Annotated in this window: 1 protein-coding gene; it reads right to left on the bottom strand. The window is 65.1% G+C overall.

Annotated features, from left to right (window positions below):
• Positions 1–255, bottom strand: a 255-nt coding sequence (locus GCN78_RS29130) for an IS1595 family transposase (RefSeq protein ID WP_152254757.1), incomplete at both ends; no start/stop codon positions are given.

Raw genomic sequence — 255 nt, 5'->3', positions numbered from 1 at the left:
CCATCCCAGGTAGTTTGGCAGGTAGCGCGTCGCCACGCCGTGAAACGGCCTTAACCATTCGCGCAGGCGGCTGTGATACGCATTGACGTTCTGCACGTGGGCGGCGCCGCGCACGCGGATGCCGGCGTGCAAGTTGACGGCCTGGTGGCTGAGGCCCGCCTCGCTGGCAAACGCCCGGTAGGCGGCATGGCCATCCGTGACCAGCAGGATATCCTTGTCGATGACAGGCAACAAACAGCGGTGCAGCTGCGCCTT

The sequence above is a fragment of the Janthinobacterium rivuli genome (genome assembly GCF_009208735.1).
Lineage (GTDB): Bacteria > Pseudomonadota > Gammaproteobacteria > Burkholderiales > Burkholderiaceae_D > Janthinobacterium.
Note: the sequence above shows the minus strand (reverse complement) of the source record. Positions and strands in the feature narration are given on the sequence as shown.